The 15,717-nt window shown below is 69.6% G+C and carries 11 protein-coding genes; 5 read left to right on the top strand and 6 right to left on the bottom strand.

The features are described from left to right. Window positions 1-8: 8 nt before the first annotated feature. The 6 genes from RB628_RS25345 to rpsL form a co-directional block, all read right to left on the bottom strand. A complete protein-coding gene (locus RB628_RS25345; RefSeq protein WP_318322828.1) occupies window positions 9-1,061 on the bottom strand; it encodes an endo-1,4-beta-xylanase in 1,053 nt (350 codons plus the stop codon). A 52-nt stretch (window positions 1,062-1,113) separates the two neighbouring features. Continuing rightward, a complete protein-coding gene (locus RB628_RS25340; protein ID WP_318322827.1) occupies window positions 1,114-4,230 on the bottom strand; it encodes a glycosyl hydrolase 115 family protein in 3,117 nt (1,038 codons plus the stop codon). 218 nt (window positions 4,231-4,448) lie between these two features. After that, on the bottom strand, window positions 4,449-5,642 hold the full coding sequence (tuf, locus tag RB628_RS25335; protein ID WP_318322826.1) for an elongation factor Tu: 1,194 nt from the start codon (window positions 5,640-5,642) through the stop codon (window positions 4,449-4,451). A gap of 142 nt (window positions 5,643-5,784) precedes the next feature. After that, the gene (gene fusA / locus RB628_RS25330; protein WP_318322825.1) at window positions 5,785-7,911 is read right to left on the bottom strand and encodes an elongation factor G; all 2,127 of its coding nucleotides are present in this window, start codon (window positions 7,909-7,911) and stop codon (window positions 5,785-5,787) included. Between the two features lie 39 nt (window positions 7,912-7,950). After that, a complete protein-coding gene (gene rpsG, locus RB628_RS25325; RefSeq protein WP_031045724.1) occupies window positions 7,951-8,421 on the bottom strand; it encodes a 30S ribosomal protein S7 in 471 nt (156 codons plus the stop codon). A gap of 2 nt (window positions 8,422-8,423) precedes the next feature. Then, window positions 8,424-8,795 (bottom strand): 30S ribosomal protein S12, encoded by a 372-nt coding sequence (gene rpsL / locus RB628_RS25320; protein ID WP_003948652.1) that lies wholly within the window; start codon window positions 8,793-8,795, stop codon window positions 8,424-8,426. 417 nt (window positions 8,796-9,212) lie between these two features. Between rpsL and RB628_RS25315 the strand changes: the two genes are divergently transcribed. The 5 genes from RB628_RS25315 to RB628_RS25295 all read left to right on the top strand — a co-directional run bounded on the left by RB628_RS25315 (window position 9,213) and on the right by RB628_RS25295 (window position 15,691). Beyond that, window positions 9,213-9,923 carry a Crp/Fnr family transcriptional regulator gene (locus RB628_RS25315; RefSeq protein ID WP_318322843.1) on the top strand — a complete coding sequence of 237 codons (711 nt, stop codon included), beginning with the start codon at window positions 9,213-9,215 and terminating at the stop codon, window positions 9,921-9,923. Between the two features lie 263 nt (window positions 9,924-10,186). Further along, a complete protein-coding gene (locus RB628_RS25310; RefSeq protein WP_318322824.1) occupies window positions 10,187-11,047 on the top strand; it encodes a hypothetical protein in 861 nt (286 codons plus the stop codon). Next, entirely contained in the window at window positions 11,044-13,299 is a 2,256-nt protein-coding gene (locus RB628_RS25305) for a hypothetical protein (protein ID WP_318322823.1), read from the top strand. Before RB628_RS25310 ends, RB628_RS25305 begins: the two co-directional genes overlap by 4 nt. Before the next feature lie 50 nt (window positions 13,300-13,349). Continuing rightward, entirely contained in the window at window positions 13,350-15,146 is a 1,797-nt protein-coding gene (locus RB628_RS25300; protein WP_318322822.1) for a hypothetical protein, read from the top strand. Further along, window positions 15,143-15,691 carry a Pycsar system effector family protein gene (locus RB628_RS25295; protein ID WP_318322821.1) on the top strand — a complete coding sequence of 183 codons (549 nt, stop codon included), beginning with the start codon at window positions 15,143-15,145 and terminating at the stop codon, window positions 15,689-15,691. The genes RB628_RS25300 and RB628_RS25295 overlap by 4 nt, the downstream gene beginning before the upstream one ends. The last annotated feature ends 26 nt before the right edge of the window (window positions 15,692-15,717 follow it).

Here is a 15,717-nt window from a genome sequence, read left to right as displayed (position 1 = left end):
CGAACCCGTCAGTCCCCCTCCCGCAGCCCCTCCCCCACCGCCGCGAACGCCGGCTTGCGCGCGAACCCCTCGTCCATCAGCGTCGCCGCCCCCTGCCCGCCGAAGACCCCCGGCACCCACGAGTACTTGTCGCTGAACCCCCACACCGTGAACGAGGTGCACCGCCTCGCCTGCACGCACGCGTCCAGCAGCCCCCGGAAGTACGTCGCCTGCGCCGCCAGTTTCACATCGTCGACTGGCAGGATCATGCGTACGTCGACCTCGGTGAACGCAGTCTGCATGCCCAGCTTCTCGAAGCGGGCGAGGTTCTCGGCGACCTGCCCCGGGAAGCCGTACTGAATGGCCAGGTGCCCCTGGATGCCGAAGCCCTGTACCGGGACCCCTTCGGCCCGCAGCCGCTTCGCCAGGTCGTAGTAGGCCGTCGACTTCGCGTTGACGCCCTCGACGTTGTAGTCGTTCAGGAACAGCTTGGCCCCAGGGTCCGCCGCGTGGGCCCAGCGGAAGGCGTCCTCGATGTACGACGGGCCCAGTTCACGCAGCCAGATCGAGTCGCGCAGCGAACCGTCCTCCTCGAAGACCTCGTTCACCACGTCCCACTCGTAGATCCTGCCCTTGTACCGCTTCACCTCCGCGGTGATGTGGTCCCGGAGTATCCCCCGCAGCTCCTCCGCCCCGATCGAGCCGTCCGCCACCCCCGCCGTCAGCCACCCCGGCAACTGGTTGTGCCACACCAGCGTGTGCCCCCGTACCGCCTGCCCGTGTGCCCGTGCGAAGCGGACCAGCTCGTCCGCCTGCCGCCAGTCGTACGTCCCCCGGCTCGGCTCCACCGACTCCCACTTCATGACGTTCTCGGCGGTCACCGAGTTGAACTCCCGGGCCGTGGTCCTGCGATACGTGGTGTCGTCGGCCAGCGCCGCCATGTCCACGGCGGCGCCGATGCGTACGCCGGTACCGGCCGCCAGTGTCCTCAGCGGGACGGGGTCCGGGTGCGCCGACGCCGACTGCGCACCCGCGCCGGCGATCACCAGCATCGCGCCCAGTACCGCCGCGGAAACGGGCATGCGGAAGACGTTCATGTACGGTCCCCTCACTTGGTGTGTTGCCTGCACGTGCTCAGCGGATGCGGTGACTCTCCAGCGGCCCCAGATACGTCGGTGTCAGCCCGCCCGTGTCGATCACCAGCCGCTGGACCACCACCGTCGGGTCGACCACCCAGAACTTCAGCCGGTGGACGCCCGCCGCAGCCACCGTGTGCCTGGTCGCCGTCACGTTCACGTTGTCGGACGTATGGCGGGCCCACTGCTTGTTCATCAAGCCGTCGTCCGCACCCGTGACCGCGTGGATGTCCACCTGCTGCGGCTCGGCCTCGTCGAACGAGACCGCGTAGCGCAGCCCGCCCGTCGAAAGCGTCGGGTTGCGCGGCGACAGATACGCCCACACCGTCACCTCACCCGCCGACAGCAGGCTGACCTCGTACTCCAACCGCGCCGAAGCCCCACCCGGCGTCCGGCGCGTAGCCGTCACCGGCCACGGTGTCATCCCCGCGCCCGTACGCCCGATGCGGTCCAGCCGCCGCCAACTCCCCACCATCCGCGAGCAGTTGTCGGCGTCGATCGCCACATAGCCCCCCGCCTCCACAAACCCCCGCAGCCCCCGCCGCTCCCTCCGCGTCGGCTTCTCCGCGACGCACGCGACGGTCACCGACGCCCCCTCCCCCGACACCGTCAGCGAGGCGTCCGTACGACCGTCCGGCGCCCGAGCCCAGTCCACCGACACCGTCAGCCGCACCTGCTGCTCGACCCGCCCCCTCGGCCGGTCCACCACCAGCCACGGCACCGACGACTCCACCCGGTACTCGAAGGGCGTACGCCCCCGGTTGAACACCTCGACGTACTGGTCGGGCCGCGTCTGATACGGACTGAACACCGGCAGTACGGCACCCCCGGATCCGTCCCCGGCCGCACCCCCCGGCCACCAGTCCCCCGAGTCGTCCGAGCCATCGACCGCCACCCCCAGCTCCCCGCCCACCGGCAGCTCCACCCGCCGCACCGCCGGGAACAGCACATCCGGCAGTGCCACGTGGTCCTTCTCCGGCTGCTGCCAGGGGGCGTTGGGCCCGTACCGTTCCACGTCGCCGTAGCCGATGTGCGGCTGGGTCTGGAAGCCCTCCCACTTGCCGCCCGCCACCTGGTGGTTGAAGCGGTCGGCGAGCGCGAAGCCCCGTTCCAGGCCGGCTTCCGCCTCCGCCGCGCGGTCGTTGGCCGCAGCGCGCCCCTGGGCCGCGTACAGGAGGTTCTCGAACTCGGCCTCGCGCAGGCCGTACAGGTTGGCGGTCGCCTCCACCGCGTACCCCACGAGCTCGTACCACGCGTCCTGTACCCGGGCGGGCAGACGCCTGCGCACCCGCTCCGCCTCCCTCGCCAGCCCCTGCCACTCCTCCGTCGCCCGCTCCAGTTCCCGGTGAGCGAAGAAGAAGGGGGTCTCCTGGTCGTCGTACACGATCGCCGACTCGTCCTTCGCCGGGTCCTTCGCGGGGTCGAGCGTGATGCGGCGGTTGAGCAACTCCGGCTTGCGGCGGGCCTGCAGCTGCCCGTACTCGGCGAGCACCGCCGCGATCGCCGCCGCGTGCTCGGCCCCGAAGTTCTGGCGGGCGTACCGCCGTTCCCACTCCCCCAGGTTCGCGAGGTCCCAACGGGAGGGATTCCAGGCGTAGTTCATGAAGAACTCGGTCGGGAGCTCGTTTCCCTTCAGGTCGCCGACGTTCGTCACCCACAGGCCGTGGTTGCCGTACGCCTGGGCCTGGTGCAGCTGGTCCCAGAGGTTCTGGAGGTTGGCCGTGTCCACCCACTTGTAGTTGCGGCCGACGCCCACGTAGTCGAAGTGGTGGTACAGGCCGTAGCCGCCGCTCCTCGCCGGCTCCGCCGGGTCCGGGTGCTTGCGGATGTTGCCCCAGTTGTCGTCGGTCAGAACGACGGTGACATCGTCGGGGACCCGTAAACCCCGGTCCCAGTACCGCTGGACCTCCTTGTACAGGGTCCACACCTGCGGGGTTTCCCCTACAGGCTTCCCGGTCACCTCCGCGATGATCCCGCGCTGCGTCTCGATGATCTCCCGCATCAGCTCGATGCCGTCACCGTCCGGCAGGCTCGTGTCGCCGTTGCCACGCATGCCGAGCGTGACGACGCCCTCGAAGTCCTCGTCGGCCATCCGCCGGATGCCGTCGCGCCAGTACGCCCGGACGGCCGCCGCGTTCCTGCGGTACGACCACTCCCCCGTGCCCCCGTAGGGGTCCCGGCCCGGCGTCACGATGTTCCCCGCGCTGTCGCGCACCGCGGGCACGGCATGCCGGTTCCACTCCTTGATGCCCCGCATCATCGGCGCCTCGTGGGACGTGCCCATGACGATGCCGTACGCCTTCGCCCTCGCGTGGTTCTCCGGGTCGTCCTCGGCGAACGCCCGGCCCCATACGGCCGGCCAGAGATAGTTGCCCTTCAGACGCAGCAGCACCTCGAAGACCCGCTCGAAGAAGGCCGCGTTGAAGCCTCCGGGATGGCCCGGCGCCTTCCCCGGTCCGAAGAACCTCGGCGCCCAGGTGCCCAGCGCCGGGTTCTCGTCGTTGATGAAGATCCCGCGGTACTTCACGGCGGGGGTGCCCTGGCTGAACCGTCCCGGCAGCACGTACACCGCGTCCCGGTGGACCGGCGGCACGTCGTCCCACCAGTACCAGGGTGAGACCCCGAGGCCGTACGAGACGTCGTACGCCCCGAAGATCGTGCCGCGCGGGTCGCTGCCCGCGACGACGAAGGCCCGGTCGACGCCGGGCATCGGGCGCTCCACGACCGTCTGGAGCGAGGTCTCCCAGCGGCCCGCCACACCCGTGACGTCCAGCTTGCCGGAGCGGATCAGGCCGTCGATCAGCGGGCTGCGGCCGATCGTGCCGACGAGGATCACCTCGCGGGCGACGGTGGCGGCCGGACGTACACCCGTGACGCGTTCGATGTCGTCCCGCAGGTCGGCGGCGACTCGTACGACTCCGGAGTGGTCCTCGGCGCTGACGACGACCGGTGCCCCGATCAGCGCGAACGCGCCGCCCCTGAACGAGATGTACGCGCCGGGGTCCGTGCGGCGCACCCCGTCCTCCCCCGCCCGCGCGACCCCCGACAGCACCGGCACCGCCGCGAGACCGGCACCGACACCGAGCACAGCCCTCCGGCTGACGGACCCAGACATGACGTACCCACCCCTCCGCCCGATCTTGGTCAGTGACATGACAAATGGTGGAGGGAGTGACTGCCGGGGGGAACGGGTCGTGCGCGCCGAATAGTTTCGTAACGGCGACCAGGCCACCCGGGCACGGCAAAGAGGCCCGTACGACCGAAGTCGTACAGGCCTCCCTGACGAACTACCGAGCTACCGGTACCACCGGCAGCAACCGGGTCAGTTCAAGATCACTTGTTGATCTTGGTGACCTGGCCGGCGCCCACGGTCCGGCCACCCTCACGGATGGCGAACTTCAGGCCCTCTTCCATGGCGATGGGCTGGATGAGCTCGACGCTCATCTCGGTGTTGTCGCCCGGCATGACCATCTCGGTGCCCTCGGGGAGGGTCACGACGCCGGTCACGTCCGTGGTACGGAAGTAGAACTGGGGACGGTAGTTGTTGAAGAACGGCGTGTGACGGCCGCCCTCGTCCTTGGACAGGATGTACGCCTGCGCCTCGAACGAGGTGTGCGGGGTGACCGAGCCCGGCTTGATGATGACCTGGCCGCGCTCGACGTCCTCGCGCTTGATGCCACGGAGGAGCAGACCGACGTTCTCACCGGCCTGGCCCTCGTCGAGCAGCTTGCGGAACATCTCGATGCCGGTGACCGTGGTGGTGGTCTTCTCCTGCTTGATGCCGATGATGTCAACGGTCTCGTTGACCTTCAGGACACCACGCTCGATACGGCCGGTGACGACCGTACCGCGACCGGTGATCGTGAAGACGTCCTCGACGGGCATGAGGAACGGCTTGTCGACGTCACGCTCGGGGGTCGGGATCGCCTCGTCCACGGCGGCCATGAGGTCGAGAACCGACTTGCCCCACTCGGCGTCGCCCTCGAGCGCCTTGAGCGCCGAGACCTTGACGACCGGCAGGTCGTCGCCCGGGAACTCGTACTCGGAGAGGAGCTCACGAACCTCGAGCTCGACGAGCTCCAGGATCTCCTCGTCGTCCACCATGTCGGCCTTGTTCAGGGCGACGACGATGTACGGCACGCCGACCTGGCGGGCCAGGAGCACGTGCTCCTTGGTCTGCGGCATCGGGCCGTCGGTGGCGGCCACGACCAGGATCGCGCCGTCCATCTGCGCGGCACCGGTGATCATGTTCTTGATGTAGTCCGCGTGACCCGGGCAGTCGACGTGGGCGTAGTGACGGCCCTCCGTCTGGTACTCGACGTGCGCGATCGAGATCGTGATACCGCGCTGACGCTCTTCAGGAGCCTTGTCGATCTGGTCGAAGGCCGAGGCCTCGTTCAGGTCGGGGTACTTGTCGTGCAGCACCTTGGTAATGGCGGCCGTGAGGGTCGTCTTACCGTGGTCGATGTGACCGATGGTGCCGATGTTGACGTGCGGCTTAGTCCGCTCGAACTTTGCCTTCGCCACTGGGGTCCTCCTGCGGAGTGGTTCTGGTACGCCTTACTCATCGGCGCCAGGTGATCTTTGCTGGGATGCCGCCCGCCGGGGTTTTCCCTCCCGGGTTTCCCCCGGCGGTCGGGTCAAGCCTAAAGCGTGCAAACGGGGTGCGTTACTCGCCCTTGGCCTTCGCGATGATCTCCTCGGCGACGTTCCTGGGAACCTCGGCGTAGGAGTCGAACTGCATCGAGTAGCTTGCGCGACCCGAGGTCTTGCTGCGGAGGTCACCGACGTAGCCGAACATCTCCGAGAGGGGCACGAGGCCCTTCACGACGCGGGCACCGGCACGCTCCTCCATGGCCTGGATCTGACCACGGCGGGAGTTGATGTCGCCGATGACGTCACCCATGTAGTCCTCGGGCGTGGTGACCTCTACGGCCATCATCGGCTCCAGGAGCACAGGGCTGGCCTTGCGCGCGGCCTCCTTGAAGGCCTGCGAGCCGGCGATCTTGAACGCCAGTTCGGAGGAGTCGACCTCGTGGTAGGCACCGTCGAGAAGCGTGACGCGGACGCCCGTCATCTCGTAGCCGGCGAGGATGCCGAACTGCATGGCCTCCTGCGCACCGGCGTCCACCGAAGGAATGTACTCCCGCGGGATACGGCCACCGGTGACCTTGTTCACGAACTCGTACGAGGCGTCGCCGTCCACGATGGGCTCGATCGCGATCTGCACCTTGGCGAACTGACCGGTACCACCGGTCTGCTTCTTGTGGGTGTAGTCCACGCGCTCGACGGCCTTGCGGATCGTCTCACGGTACGCGACCTGCGGCTTGCCGACGTTGGCCTCGACCCTGAACTCGCGCTTCATACGGTCGACCAGCACCTCAAGGTGCAGCTCGCCCATACCGCCGAGGATGGTCTGGCCCGTCTCCTCGTCCGAGTGAACGTGGAAGGAGGGGTCCTCCTCCGCGAGACGCTGGATGGCTACACCCAGCTTCTCCTGGTCACCCTTGGACTTGGGCTCGATGGCGACCTGGATGACCGGCGCCGGGAAGTCCATGGACTCCAGGATCACCGGGTTCTTGTCATCGCAGAGCGTCTCACCGGTCGTGGTCTGCTTCAGACCCATCACGGCGACGATGTCGCCGGCGCCCACCGCCTCGATCTCCTCACGCTTGTTCGCGTGCATACGGTAGATCTTGCCGATGCGCTCCTTCTTGCCCTTGACGGAGTTCAGCACCGCGGTGCCGGTCTCCAGGCGACCGGAGTAGATGCGCACGAACGTGAGCTTGCCGAGGTGCGGGTCGCTCATGATCTTGAACGCCAGCGCCGACAGCGGCTCGTCCACGGACGGCTTGCGCTTGACGACCAGCTCGGGGTCCTTCACGTCGTGACCTTCGATGGCCTCGACGTCGAGCGGGGTCGGCAGGTAGCGCACGACCGCGTCGAGCAGGGGCTGGACGCCCTTGTTCTTGAACGCGGTGCCACAGAACACCGGGGTGACCGTGACGCCGTTGGACTTGCCGGACGCGATGGTGATGCGACGGATCGCGGCGTACAGCTGCTCCTCGGTGGGCTCCTGGCCCTCCAGGAACAGCTCCATGATCTCGTCGTCGTTCTCCGCGACGGCCTCGACCAGCTTGCCGCGGTACTCCTCGGCAGCCTCGACGTGCGTGGCCGGGATGTCGACGACGTCGTACATCTCGCCCTTCGCCGCCTCGGCGGACCACACGAGCGCCTTCATGCGGACCAGGTCCACAACGCCCTTGAAGTCCATCTCGGCACCGATCGGAAGCTGCATGATCAGCGGCACCGCACCGAGGCGGTCCTTGATCATGTCGACGCAGCGGTGGAACTCCGCGCCGGTCCGGTCGAGCTTGTTGACGAAGCAGATGCGCGGCACGCCGTAACGGTCGGCCTGACGCCACACCGTCTCGGACTGCGGCTCGACACCGGCGACGCCGTCGAACACGGTGACGGCACCGTCGAGGACGCGGAGCGAACGCTCCACCTCGACGGTGAAGTCGACGTGCCCGGGGGTGTCGATGATGTTGATCGTGTAGTCGTCGTCCTCAAGCGGCCAGTGACAGGTGGTGGCAGCAGAGGTGATCGTGATGCCACGCTCCTGCTCCTGCTCCATCCAGTCCATGGTGGCAGCGCCGTCGTGGACCTCACCGATCTTGTAGCTGACGCCGGTGTAGAAGAGGATCCGCTCAGTGGTGGTCGTCTTACCCGCGTCGATGTGAGCCATGATCCCGATGTTGCGGACCCTGGCCAGGTCAAGTGAAGTGGTAGCCATAAGGCTTCGGTCTTCTCTCGGTCTCGATGTGGGCTGCGACTACCAGCGGTAGTGCGCGAAGGCCTTGTTGGACTCGGCCATCTTGTGGGTGTCCTCGCGCTTCTTCACGGCCGCACCGAGGCCGTTCGAGGCGTCGAGAAGCTCGTTGAGCAGACGCTCGGTCATGGTCTTCTCGCGACGGGCGCGGGAGTAACCGACCAGCCAGCGCAGCGCGAGCGTGTTGGCGCGACCGGGCTTGACCTCGATCGGAACCTGGTACGTCGCACCACCGACACGGCGGGACTTGACCTCGAGGGTCGGCTTGATGTTCTCCAGCGCGCGCTTCAGCGTGATGACCGGGTCGTTGCTGGTCTTCTCGCGCAGGCCCTCCATGGCGCCGTACACGATGCGCTCGGCGGTGGAGCGCTTGCCGTTCATCAGAACCTTGTTGATGAGCGACGTCACAAGAGGAGAACCGTAGACCGGGTCAATGATGACCGGGCGCTTCGGGGCGGGGCCCTTACGAGGCATTTCTACTTCTCCTTCTTGGCGCCGTAGCGGCTGCGGGCCTGCTTGCGGTTCTTGACACCCTGGGTGTCAAGGGAGCCGCGGATGATCTTGTAGCGAACACCGGGCAGGTCCTTCACACGGCCACCACGCACGAGCACGATGGAGTGCTCCTGCAGGTTGTGTCCCTCACCCGGAATGTAAGCAGTGACCTCGATGCCGCTGGTCAGACGCACACGTGCGACCTTACGCAGGGCCGAGTTCGGCTTCTTCGGGGTGGTCGTGAACACACGCGTGCAGACACCACGGCGCTGGGGCGAACCCTCGAGCGCGGGCGTCTTGTTCTTCTCGACCTTGTCCTGCCGGCCCTTCCGGACCAGCTGCTGGATCGTAGGCACTACTTCTCCGGTTTCTGTGTGCCGATGGTGAAGCTAACCTGGAACATCGCCGACCCACGCGGTCGGGTGTGTCGAATACTGCAGACTCCCGCCGCGAGGCGGGAAGGGCGCAGATTGCGGTGGCCGCTTACAGCTCCCCGTACGGTTCGAAGGCACGCACGAGGGCCAGGGCACACCCCAGGCACAAGGTCTGAGCGTACCTACCTCAACGACTCCGGTCAAAACAAATGGAGGCCGGTACGACACGCCGGGCTCCGAATGGCTCCCGAACCCTCCTTTGGTTGCTTCCGGCAGCTTTCCGTGGCTTACGGGCGGCTTGTTGGCCAAGGTGGCCGAATCGCGCCCTTTACAGCCCCGCGGACTTGCCCGTTCAGTACCTTGATCCGTCCGCTGCGACGATTCGGGGGGCTGAACGTGATGAGGACGGCGGCGTACTCACTGGACGACGGGGGCCTGGACGACCGGGTTCCCTTTCTCGCCCGCCTCGAACAAGAGGACCGAACGGCCCTCCTGGCCCTGGGCCGCGAGCTGAATTTCGCCACCCGGGTGACCCTGATCCACCAGAGCGAGCCCTCTTCCCACGTCCTCTTCCTGATCCAGGGCTGGACGAAGGTCACCGCGGCGGCCGCCAACGGCTACGAGGCACTCCTCGCGCTGCGCGGCCCCGGCGACATCGTCGGCGAGTCGGCGGCACTCACCGGCCGCCCCCGGTCGGCCACGGTGACCGCGCTGGAGGCGGTGCGGGCGGTGGCGGTGGAGCACGAACGTTTCAAGGACTTCCTGCACCGCTCACCGGCTGTGTCGTTCGCCCTGCTGGGCCTCACCGCCGACCGCACCCGGGCCGCGGACCGCCGCCGCCTGGAGTTCGCGTCCCTGAACGTACGGGAACGCTTCGCGATACTCCTCCTCGACCTCGCGCGCACCCACGGCCGCCGCACCCCCGAGGGCATCGAACTCTCCGTCCCGCTGAGCAAACAGGAGCTCGCGGGCTCGGTGGGGGCATCCAGGGAGATGGTGCAGCGGCTGCTGCGGGAGCTGCGCGAGAAGGAGGCGGTGGAAACGGGGAGGCGGGCGCTGCTGATACGCAGGCCGGACATTCTGCGAAGGATCGCGGCGGCCGAGGGCTGAGGTGCCTCCTCCCAGCGCCGGCCCGCATCTCCGGCCCGTCTGGGGGTCCCCCACTGGGGGGGAGATCGAGGACAAGGCCCGTTCAGGGCCGAAGCGGGGCCCCGGGCGGCAGCCCCCGGATGACGACGCCCGCACCGACTCCCCGCGCCTCCCACAGCGTTGTGTGTACCCCTTCACACTCCGACTGCGTCATCCGCCCTCACACCGCACCGCCCCCACCCGCCACGCTGCTGCAAGCGACCCCCACATGCCGAAGGGCGACCATGACCGACCCCGTGAGCCGCACGATCCTGTTGCTGGACATAGAGAGGTTCAGCGACCGGGACGACGTGGAACAGGCGTACCTGCGGCGCATGCTCTACGACATCACCGACCGTGCGCTGGAACGCGCCGGCATCGACGAGACCCGCCGCCTGCGTGCCGACCGCGGGGACTCCGTGATGGAGCTCATCGACGCGAACGCCCCGGTCACCGCCCTGCTGCGGGCCCTGCTCGTCGACGTACCGGCACAGTTGCGCGCCGTCAACCGCATGGCGTCCAGCTCGGCCCAGATCCGGCTGCGCGGGGTCGTCGCCACCGGGTACGTGGCCGTGGACGAGCACGAGGGCTGGGTCGGCACCGACCTGAACAACGCCTGCCGCCTGCTGGATGCCCAGCTGCTGCGCGCGGCCCTGCGCGAACGCCCCCACGACTTCGCGCTGATCGTCTCGGACGCCCTGTACACCGGCGTCGTACGGCACAACCATCCCGGCATCCCGGCCGACGAGTTCCACCCGGTCGGGGTGGACACCAAGAACGGCCCGATGAAGGCCTGGCTGCACGGCCCGCTGCCCAGCGGCCAGAAGGCAGCCCCGGCCGGCACGGCCGACCAGGACCACCGTGGCACGGGGGCGGGGGAGGCGCCGGGGTCGACCCGACAGGCGCCAAAAGCGACGGAGCCACCGAGGGTCCCCGCGCAGGGCACCTCCCCGGAGAGCCGTCCGGCCCCGGGCCCCGTCTTCAACTTCAACGGCGCCGTGAACATCGGCGGCGGCGTGGTGGCCGGCGACCAGCACGGCGTCAGCGGCGGCCAGGTCACCGGTGACGTCAACCTGGGCGGCCGCAACGGGGGTGACGGCTCATGAGCATCCCGGACGCGCCCGAGGCCACCCGCCCCGGGCCCGCCGACGACCCGGCCGCCTCCGACGACGGCAAGGACGGCAGAGACGGCGCCGCGAAGGATCCCAAGGAGTCCAAGGAGACCGAGGGATCGGAGGAGCGCGAGCAGCCGCAGACCGCCTGGTCGGCCCGGCGCGACCTGATCGACCACAGCCCCCGGACCATGAACGTCGGCGGCCGTTCCCGCTTCGGCGGCGGTCTGGTAGGCGGCGACCAGCACGGCGTCAGCGGCGGCCGGGTCACCGGTGACGTGATCATGGGCAGCAAGACGGAGATCCACCAGTGGTCGATACCCGGCTTCTCCGCCCCGTCCACCGCCGCGTCCGCCTCCGGCGAGGTCCCGCAGACCACGCTCGACCGGCTCGCCGCGTCGTTCGTCGGCGCCGACGAGACGGTCGAGGCCCTGCTCGCCCGGCTGCGCGGCGACCGCGTCCTCGTCCTGTCGGGCGCCCGCTTCACCGGCAGACGTACGGCCGCCCTGATGCTCCTGCACCGGCTCGGGGCGGCCCCCGTACACACGCTCGACCGCGACACGAACCCGGGCACCCTGGCGGACAGGTTCACCGCGGCGGAGGAATCCGCCGAACAGCCCCGGAGCCACCCTCACGGGTATGTCCTCGCCGACCTCGTCACCCGCCGCGACCGCCCCCTCCGCGAGCACCATCTCCTCGCCGCCCGCGACCACCTGGCCGCGCAGGACGCCTACCTCGTCGTCACCGTCGGCCACACCGCCGTACTGGAGGACGTACCGGTCGTGGAATGGCGGCCGCCGGCCACGGCCGGCGTGCTGGCCGCACACCTGCGCACTCGCGTCGCCGACGAGGAGACGGCGGCGAAGCTGCTCGAACTCCCGGACGTCACCGAGTTCCTGAGCCGCAGCCACCAACTGCGCGAGGTCGCGGCCTTCGCCCAGCTGCTCGGCCGGTACGCGGCCGGCGAGGTCACCGAGGACGCCGTCGCCCAGTTCTCCCTGATATCCCTGGAGAACCAGGTCCAGGAGTGGTTCGAGGAGGACGAGACCTCGATCCATCTGCGCGACAAGGCGTTCCTGGTCTCGCTGGCCGCGTTCAACGACGGCCCGTACGCCCTCACCGCCGAACTCAGCGATCTGCTCTACCGGTTCCTGCAGAAGACCCAGAACCCCGGGGGCGTCCCCGAGGTCCCCGTCTTCGGCACCCACATCGGCAAGCGCCTCCAACTCGCCCGCGCCGAGCGGTACGAGGACGACGAGCACACCGAGTGGGGCCCGGTGACCCAGCAGAAGGCCAGGTTCGTCGACGACCGCGCCTCCCTCGTACTGCTGCGCGAGGTCTGGACGGGCCACCCCTCCGCCCGCCCCGCGCTGATCGACTGGCTGCGCCGGCTGGCCGACGACGGCCGCCCCCTCGTCCGTACCCGGGCCGCGTCCACGGTGGCCGTCCTGGCCCGTACGGACCTGCCCTCGGCCATGGCCCTGGTCATCGAACCCTGGGCGACCTCCAACCGCTTCCGGCACCGTCTGGTGGCCGTCAACGCGCTCACCCTCGCCCATCTCATCGACACGCCCAACGTCCCGCGCATCCTCGACGAGTGGTCCAGGGGCGAGGACCGGCGGCTGCGCTGGGTGGCCGTACGGGCGTACGCACTGATCGGCCCGGAACGCCCCGAGCAGGCCCTCGCAGCGCTGCGCACCGCGGCCCGCGGTCTGTACCGGGACCTCGCCGACCCGGACGACTTCGACCGCGAGATGGCCCGCGAACTGGGCGAGGCCGTCGCCCTGTTGCTCCTCTCCGAGGCCGGCGACCAGGTCCTCTCCGAACTGCGCACACACCTCGCCGACGACCGGCCGGTGCACGACCTGACCGTCGGCGGCTTCGTCAGCGCCTGCCGCCACACCCAGGACGACGAGCGGTACGGCCATCCGCTGGTCCTCGGCTGGTACGCGCGGTCGGCCACCGAGGGCTCGGCCACCGCCCACGGCATCCCGTTCCTGTGGCGGGCGGCCCTGAACGACCCGAACGCGACCCGGCACGCCCTCGACGTGCTGCGCGAGTGGGTCCTCGTCGCCGACCGCTCGACGACCACGGAATGGGCCCTGGCGCATCTGCTTCCGAGCCTGGTCACCACCCCGGCGGAGTACCAGCGCCTGGGCCACCTCCTGCGGACGATGCCGGGCGAGGACGGCGCGGGCCCGCCCGCGGTGGCGGCCCGCCTCCTGACGACGCTCCCGATCCGCTAGCCGGCCCGACGACTCCCCGCTCACCACCGCTCACTGAGGAGCAACGCACGATGCCCGCCTTCCACCGCCCACCCGAGTGGCAGCAGTCCGCGGACCGGCACACCCAGCTCATCGACCCGGTACTCACCGTGCGGCAGTTGTCGCGTTTCGAGATCTCACTGAAGTCGACGGTCCGTATCGACCACGCGCTCGTCTTCTCGACCCCCAAGGGGGGTTACGAGGCCTACCTCCCGCCCCGCCGCCCGACGCGCAGCGAGATCGCGACCCGGCACTACACGGCGGTGTACGAGGTCGACATGGGCGTGCACCCCTTCTCCGGCACGCTCACGCTCCCCAGTGACAACGACGCGTTCGAGTTCTCGGCCGAGGTCGACATGTCCTGGCAGGTCATCGACCCGGCCCGGTTCGTGGAGAGCGGCCACCGGGACGTGCCGGGCCTGCTCATCGGCGAACTCCAGCGCGCGGCACGCCCGGTGAGCCGGCGCTTCCCGATCGCGGACAGTGCATCGGCGGAAGGGGAACTCCTCCAGGCGATCAACGTTTTGGGCCCGCTGGGTGCCCCGGCCGGCCTGCAGACCACCTGGACCCTGCGGCTGCGCCGCGACCAGGAGAACATCGACCACCAGCGCCGTCTCCAGGCGATCGACCACTCGGCGACCGAACAGGTACGGGCGGCCCAGCGCGGCTCCGAGGTCGACGTGGAGGTGGACCGCCGCAACCGCGGGCAGGACGCCCTCCAGATCGAGCGCGCGATGTCGTACGGCGCCCAGCAACAGCACCTGGCCCTCCAGCAGCAGCGCTGGGACTACGAGCAGGCGGCCCTGCAGAGCAGCCAACAGCACCAGCTCTCCATCCAACAGGGCCACCAGGAACTGGAGTTGCAGCAGATCGAGGCCCAGAAGATCGCCTTCTACCAGTGGCACCTGCAACAGGGCGGCGTCCAGGCCTGGGCCCTGCACCTCGCCCAGCACCCCGAGGACTCCCGTCTGGTCATGACGAGCATGCGTGAGGACCAACTCCGCATGATCCAGGCCCAGATGGACCTGGTGAAGGATCTGCTGCACGGTGACAACGCGGAGAAGTTCGAGCTGGAGGGCCCCAAACAACTGGCCCTGCGCACGGTGAGCGACATCCTCAACCAACGCCTCCCGGGCGTCCCCCAGACACCTCCGCCGCTCCCGGGCGGCGACCCGGCGGCCCCGGGCGACCCGTACGCGGCGTACGGCCAGGCAGTCCCCGGGATGCCCGCTCAGCCCGGCTTCGTCCCCGGGCAACCGGGGTTCGTCCCGGGCCGACCGGGGCCGGTACCCGGCCACCTGGACCCCTCGTACGCGGAACCCGGCCGCTCTACCGGCCGGCCTGCCCCCGCCCCCGAGCCCGCCGACCAGCCCCCGAACGACGCGTCCCCGGCCCGGGCGACCCAGCCGCCGACGCCTCCGACCGCGGCGCCCGGCCAGACACCGGCCACCCCCGCCTGGGGCACCCCACCGCCGGCGAGCCCGTATCCGGGCGCTCCGCAGGCATCCGCGCCGGGCACCGCCACGCCTTACGGCGCCGCCCCCGCGTACGGCGCCCCGGGCCCCGGCGACTTCCCCGGCGCGCCCACGTTTCCGGCGCCCCCCGCCCACACCCCGCCGCCCCCGCCCACTCCCCCGCCGTACCAGCAGCCGTACACCGCACCCCAGGCTCCGGGCGCGTACGGCACGCCGGCCGCCCCCGCCTGGCAGCCGCCTCCGGGATACGGCAGCACGCCGACCCTCCCCGAGCAGCAGAACGCACCGGCGGACGAGCCGGCCGAAGGACCGGGTGACGCAACCGGAGAGGACAGAACAGGCAGCGGCGCATGACAACGCTCGACCCCCGCCCCACCCCGACGCCTCTCCCACCAGAGACCCCCGCCACCGACCCCGCCCAACTCTGCGAGCGCCTCCTCACGGACCTTCGTACCGAGATCGCCCGCGCCGACACCAAGGCGTCCGTGCTGGTCGCCGCGCTCGGGATGACGGCCGGCGTGTTCAGCGGGCTGCTCGCCGGGCGGAACTGGAACCCGGCCGCGCTCAGCGCCTTCGGCACCGTCGTCTGGGCCGCCGGGGCCACTTCCCTGGTGCTGTCGCTGTTCTCCCTGCTCCTCGCAGTGCTGCCCCGCTACCGCTCCCGCCCCTGGACACCGGGCCAGCCTCTCTCCTACTTCGGCGACATCCAACAGGCAGTGCGGCTGGGCCAGTTGGAGGCAGCGCTGGCCGAAACCCGGCGCGACCCGACGGCCGCGCTCACCTCGGCGCTCATCGAGACGAGCCGCATCGCCGCACGCAAGCACCAGTGGATCCGTACCGGACTGATGTCGTTCTGCACCGGCACGCTCCTCCTCCCCGCCTCACTGCTCATCGGCTGAACACACCGGACCGCTCAGTCACTGTC

It is taken from the genome of Streptomyces sp. ADMS (assembly GCF_033441795.1).
Lineage (GTDB): Bacteria > Actinomycetota > Actinomycetes > Streptomycetales > Streptomycetaceae > Streptomyces.
The sequence above is the reverse complement of the archived record's forward strand: the minus strand, read 5'-3'. Positions and strand labels throughout refer to the sequence as shown.